Genomic DNA, 5,579 nt, shown 5'->3' with positions numbered 1-5,579 from the left:
TGCGATGTGGGCATGGCCGAGCGGACGCCGAAGCGGCGCGCCTCATAGCTGGCCGAAGAGACGACGCCGCGCTCGTCCGGCCGCCCGCCAACGACGAGCGGCCGCCCGACGTCTCCGGCGTGATCCAGCAGGTGGACGTTCACGTAGAAGGCGTCCATGTCGACGTGGAGGATGGCGCGAGTCCACATCATAGGGACTAGGGGCTAGGGACTAGGTTCTAGGGCTCAGATTCATGGGGAGCAGTGTTTCTCCCTGGAACCTGGCGCCTAATCTCCCGCCGCCGCCTGCGCCTCCACCAGGGAGACGTGCCGACCAGTGTCGCGGGCAAAGGCCAGAATGTCGATGCGGGAGAGAATGAGCACCGCCGCGGCCAAACCGAGCGCCTGGATGAGAAAGACGACGGCGTAACTCACGCCGGGGGTCAACGCCAACCGGAGAAAGAACAGATCGCGTAGCACCCCGCCGGCGAACGCGCCCAGCCCTTTGGAGACAAGAATCGAGATCGACCACAAGCCCAGGTACGCGCCGGCGTGGCGGTCGGGCGACATGACGGCCATCAGGCTCAGCCCACCGAAGGAGTAGACGCCGAAGCCGCCGCCGAAAACGAACAGCGCCAGCTCGATGAGATGCCGCTGTCCGCTGGCGCCGGCCGCGGTCAGCAGCGCCATCCCCAGCGCCATCACCAGCAGCCCAACAGCGGCGATGCGCCCCTGGCGCTCCGGTGCGCGCTTGCGCCAGATCACGTTGCTGAGGATGAGCGTCACCACCGTGGCCGCCTGCCAGTAGCTATTGAAGCGAGTCGTGGCCCCCATCTCCAGACCGAACACGTCCGCGCCGAACGGCTCCAGGATGGCGTCCTGCGTCCAGGCCGACAGCGTCGCCAGCGACAGGAAGGCGAAGAAAAGCCGCGTCCGCCGGTCGCTCCAAATCGTCTGTAGCACCAGTCCCAATCCTGGCGCGCCGCTCCCCGGCTCCCCGGCTCCCCTGCCCCCCTGCGCTTTCGCCGCCACTCGCCGCTCCACGCCGACAATGGCGAAGACCCAGAAGAAGCCGCCGACGAGCATGGTGACGGCGATCATTTCCCAGAAGACGCGCGCATCGTAGACGGGCATCCAAAAGCTAAAGCTGATGCCGGCGATGGCGTACAGGATGATCAGGAGCATCTCGACGACGCTGATGGCCAGCCCCTGGCGCTCCTCCGGCGCGGAGTCGCGCACCAGCGCCAGGTAGGGGCTGCCGGAAATGAGCGTGCCGACACCGTACATGAGCGACGACAGGAGGGCCGACCCCCAGCCGAGCCAATCGCCGGCCGACGCCCCCAGGCGCAGCACGCTCAGGCCGAGCAGGGGCAGCGAGAGCAGCATCAGTGCGCGACCGAGCCAAATCAAGGGCGTCCGCCGCAAACCGAAGAAGCGCTTGTTATCGGTCAGATTGCCCGCCCAGAGGCTCAGGGGCGAGAGTAGATAGCGCAGGGCAATGAGCAGGCCCACCGGCGTGGCCGGGATGCCGAAGTTGGTGATGAGGATCCGGTTCCAGATGCTCGTGACCAGGATGTCGCCCATCGCCGAGCCAACGTGAAAGCTGCCCAGGCGTATGGCCCGCCAGAATGTGAAGTGTCGCCGTGGTTCCATTGGGCCGCAATTCTACGCGGCTTGCCGGGAAATGCACACAATTGCCTAGTTTTGTGTAGCTATACTACGAATTGGTTATGGAACCCTCCGCAACGCTCTATATGTCTATGCGCAGCCATTCCAGAGCGCCCCCGTGCGGATGAATCCAGCCCAGCCGCCGCTGGCGATGCCGGCCGTCCTGCCACAGATCGGCCGTCCAGGCCAACCAATCTTTCTCCGGCGGATGCTCCCCCTCGGGCGACAACTCCCATTGCAGCCAGAGCACCGGCGCGGCATGTCCCTCTGCCCAGCGCCCCACCATCTCGCGCAACGCCGCGCCGCGCTCCGGCAGGTACATCGTGACCACCGTATTGTAGATGACGACCGGCGCGTCGGCCGGCGGCGCGTGGCGCACCAGAAAGTCTGGCAACTCGTCTGGCAGGCGCAGCGGGAAGAGCCGCACCGGGGCGGTCGTCGCCTCAACCGCGTGCAGCGCGGCAATGCCCTGGCGCAGCCGCGCCAGACGCGCCGGCTGGTCGCCCCAGACAAAGGCGGCCAGCGTGCGTTCATCCTCTTCCGTATTCAAATGGAACGGGTGGAGATCGCCGCCCGTGCGCGAGAGGACTTGAGGTGCAACCCACTTCAGAAAATGGGTCGCACCCGTCCACTCACCCCGTACGGCCGTAACGAAGGGTGACTCACCCATCGCCCCCAATTCCAGCAGCGTCCGCGACGGCTCGGCCTCATCCACCAGCCGGTAGGCGCGCCGCTCGGCCACCAGATTCAGCCCGGCGCTGGCCCCCAATTCAACCAGATGGACAGCCGGCCAACCCAAATGGGCGATTGGCAGCAGCCAGACCAACCCGCGGGCCGTCTCATTGGTCTGTACGGTAGCCTGCTGGATGAAGGGCGTCAACGCCGCGCGGCGGGCCAGGATCGCTTCTCGTAGCGCCGCGGCGAACGCACCATTGGCTGCGCCGGGGGTGTGGCCGCCGACTGTGGGATAGAAGCGGGCCAGCGCGGCCACCTCGGGCGCGCCGGCCAGCACCTCGCGGTGCAGCGCCGCAGCCAGCAGGAGGGTAACTTCTACTGGCCGCCGCCCGGCGGACACGTCGCGCAGCCACGCCGCAACGGGATCGGCCTCGCCTTTCTCCAGCCAGCCGGCGACCACGCCGAATAGCTGGGCGTAGAGCGGCGAGTAACCCGCCGCGAAGCGCTCCTGCTCGCGGAAGCCATGGGGCAGCCTGTCAAGCTGCCTCGGCCTGTCAGGCTGCGTCATGACTGTTGCAGGATGTGGGTGACGATGGTCGCGCCGCTGCCGCCGATGTTCTGCGTCATGGCTGTCCGCGCGCCCTCGACCTGGAGCGCGCCGGCCTGGCCGCGCAACTGGAGCGTCGCCTCGACCAACTGGTACAGCCCGGTCGCACCGACGGGATGGCCGCGCGCCTTCAGGCCGCCCATAGTCGAGATGGGGATGCGCCCGCCGCGGCGGATGTCGCCGTCCAGCCCCAGTCGCACACCCTGCCCGCGTGGCGCGAAGCCCGACGCCTCCAGCGACAGCGCGGCCATGATGCTAAAGGCATCGTGTAACTCGAAGAGATCGATGTCCTCCGGCCCCACGCCCGCCTGTTGGTAAGCGCGCCTGGACGACAACTCGGCCGCCTTGAGCCACAGCATATCCTCGCGGTCGTGGATGGCGATGGTGTCCGTGGCCGCCGCCGAGCCGATGACGCGCACCGCGTCGGGGGCGCGTTCGGCCGGAACCAGCAGCAACGCCGCCGAGCCATCGCCGATGGGCGAGGCGTCATAGAGGGTAATGGGGTCGGCCACCGCCCGGCCGCGCTCATACTCCCGCTCGTCGATGGCGTAGCGGTAGAGCGCATTGGGGTTGCGCGCGGCGTTGGCGTGGGCGGTCAGCGCGAAAGGGGCGAAGTCACGGTGGCTGAAGCCGTATTCGTGCATGTAACGGCGCATGATGAGCGCGTTCAGGCCGACGAAGGTGATGCCATGCTCGATTTCGTAGTCGGCGTCGGCCGCCGTGGCCAGCGCCGCCGTCGTCTCGCGGCCGGGCGTCTCCGTCAGCTTCTCTACGCCGATGAGCAGCACGCGCTCCATCTCGCCGCTGGCGACGGCCAGCAACCCCTGGCGCATGGCCGAGCCGGCCGAGCCGCAGGCCGCTTCCAGCTTGACCGCCTCGACGCCGCGCTGCCCCAAATAGTCGGCCACCAGCGGGCCGAGATGGCGCTGCTGGTTCAGCCTGTCGCTGTTCATGTTGCTGACGTAGATGGCGTCAACCCGGTCGACGCCGGCATCGGCCATGGCCGCCCGCCCGGCCTCCACGGCCAGCGCCCGCAACGAAATGTCCCAGTGCTCGCGCACGGGCGTCTGGCCGACGCCCAAAATGGCTACTTCACGCATGGGTATAACTCGCCTTGAAAGGGGAACTGAAAATTGCCCGGTTTTGGCGGCGACCCGTCAAGAGTCGCGGAAACCGCGTTGCTTCCCGCTACTAAGTGTAGCTACTCGCGCTGCCAGAAACTACCAGGTTTAGGGACTAGGGGATAGGGGCTAGGGACTAGGGAAGAGGCGATGTTCCTAGCCCCTAGCCCCTATCCCCTGCTTAGTGGCCGTTCACTGAGATCGTATACGTCCAGCCAAACGGGTCGGGAGCGCGGCCGTACTGGATGTCGGTCAATTCCTGATAGAGACGCTGCGCCACCGGGCCAGGCTCGCCGTCATGGATGGCGATCTCGTCGTCGTGGAAGCCGAACTTGCCAACCGGGGCGATAACGGCCGCCGTGCCGCAGCCAAAGACCTCCGTGATGCGCCCGGCCTTCACGTCGTCGAGCATCCGGTAAACGTCCACCATCTCCTCTGCCACCTCATACCCCAGATGGCGGCCCAACTCGATGACCGACTTGCGCGTCACGCCGGGCAGGATGCTGCCGGTCAGCGGCGGGGTGACGATACGCTGCCCGTCATAGACGAAGCAGATGTTCATGGCCCCCACTTCCTCGACGTAGCGGCGTTCGATGGCGTCGAGCCAGAGCACCTGCGAGTACCCCTTCTGGCGCGCGTCCTCGCCGGCGTAGAGGCTGGCGGCGTAGTTGCCGCCCGTCTTGGCCTCGCCCACGCCGCCGTGCACCGCCCGCACGTACTGGTCGGTAATGTATACGGGGACGGGGTTGAAGCCCTCCTTGAAGTAGGGGCCGACGGGGCTGATGATGACGTAGTGGAGGTAGCTGGCGCTGGCATGGACGCCCAGCGTTGTGTCCGTGGCGATCATCGTCGGCCGGATGTAGAGCGAGGCATCCCCCTGGCGCGGAACCCATTCGTGCTCCACCTCGATCAGCCGGCAGATAGCCGCCAGGTGTTCCTCCTCGTCCACCGTCGCCATAGCCATACGCCGCGCGGAATTGTTGAACCGCCGGGCGTTCTCCATCGGCCGGAAGAGGTTGATGTTGCCATCCGGCCGCCGGTAGGCCTTCATGCCCTCGAAGATAAGTTGGGCGTAGTGGAACACGGCCGTCGCCGGGTCCATGGCGAAAGGTGCGTACGGCTCAATGCGCGCGTCGTGCCACCCCTTGCCGCGCGTGTAGCGCTGGGTGAACATCCGGTTGGCAAAGTGGATGCAAAAGCCGTAGTTGTCGCTGAGCGGCGGCCGCAACCGCGCGGGATCAATGGGCATGACTTGGATATCCATGATGCTGATTCCTATTTGCTGTCCATCCGGTGCTGGTAATCGTAGTAATCCGTCAACAGACGGTCGTAGGGACCGGACATGAGTGGGGAAGAGATGAGAAAGTCGGCCGTCGCCCGGTTCGTGGCGATGGGGATGTTCCACACTGCGGCAATGCGCAACAGGGCGCGCACGTCCGGGTCGTGGGGCTGGGCCTGCAACGGGTCGAAGAGGAAGATGAGGATGTCGATCTCGCCGGAGACGATCTTCGCCCCGAGTTGCTGGTCGCC

General features: G+C 66.5%; 5 protein-coding genes and 1 pseudogene. All 6 read right to left on the bottom strand.

From position 1 onward, the window contains the following. Nucleotides 1-188, bottom strand: a pseudogene (locus ACE3UY_RS17865) (DNA polymerase IV); the annotation flags it as partial. A gap of 78 nt (nt 189-266) precedes the next feature. Next, nucleotides 267-1,631, bottom strand: coding sequence for a BCD family MFS transporter (locus ACE3UY_RS17860; RefSeq protein WP_374688842.1), 1,365 nt, complete (start codon nt 1,629-1,631; stop codon nt 267-269). A 97-nt stretch (nt 1,632-1,728) separates the two neighbouring features. Beyond that, complete coding sequence (locus ACE3UY_RS17855; protein ID WP_374688841.1) at nt 1,729-2,889, bottom strand: DUF2332 domain-containing protein; 1,161 nt, start codon at nt 2,887-2,889, stop codon at nt 1,729-1,731. Then, nucleotides 2,886-4,028, bottom strand: a complete 1,143-nt coding sequence (locus ACE3UY_RS17850) for a thiolase domain-containing protein (RefSeq protein WP_374688840.1) — start codon at nt 4,026-4,028, stop codon at nt 2,886-2,888. Before ACE3UY_RS17850 ends, ACE3UY_RS17855 begins: the two co-directional genes overlap by 4 nt. A gap of 202 nt (nt 4,029-4,230) precedes the next feature. Next, entirely contained in the window at nt 4,231-5,313 is a 1,083-nt protein-coding gene (locus ACE3UY_RS17845; RefSeq protein WP_374688839.1) for a branched-chain amino acid aminotransferase, read from the bottom strand. Nucleotides 5,314-5,324: 11 nt separating this feature from the next. Then, a partial coding sequence (locus tag ACE3UY_RS17840; RefSeq protein WP_374688838.1) for a methylglyoxal synthase occupies nt 5,325-5,579 on the bottom strand: 255 nt, incomplete at its 5' end.

The organism is Promineifilum sp. (SeqCode) (assembly GCF_041918635.1).
Classification (GTDB): Bacteria; Chloroflexota; Anaerolineae; order Promineifilales; family Promineifilaceae; genus Promineifilum.
This window is presented reverse-complemented; position numbering and strand designations above follow the sequence as displayed.

Excerpts from the sequence above, each read along its gene's own strand:
- ACE3UY_RS17860 (WP_374688842.1), bottom strand. The coding sequence starts at position 1,631 with ATGGAACCACGGCGACACTTCACATTCTGGCGGGCCATACGCCTGGGC.
- ACE3UY_RS17855 (WP_374688841.1), bottom strand. The coding sequence starts at position 2,889 with ATGACGCAGCCTGACAGGCCGAGGCAGCTTGACAGGCTGCCCCATGGC.
- ACE3UY_RS17850 (WP_374688840.1), bottom strand. The coding sequence starts at position 4,028 with ATGCGTGAAGTAGCCATTTTGGGCGTCGGCCAGACGCCCGTGCGCGAG.
- ACE3UY_RS17845 (WP_374688839.1), bottom strand. The coding sequence starts at position 5,313 with ATGGATATCCAAGTCATGCCCATTGATCCCGCGCGGTTGCGGCCGCCG.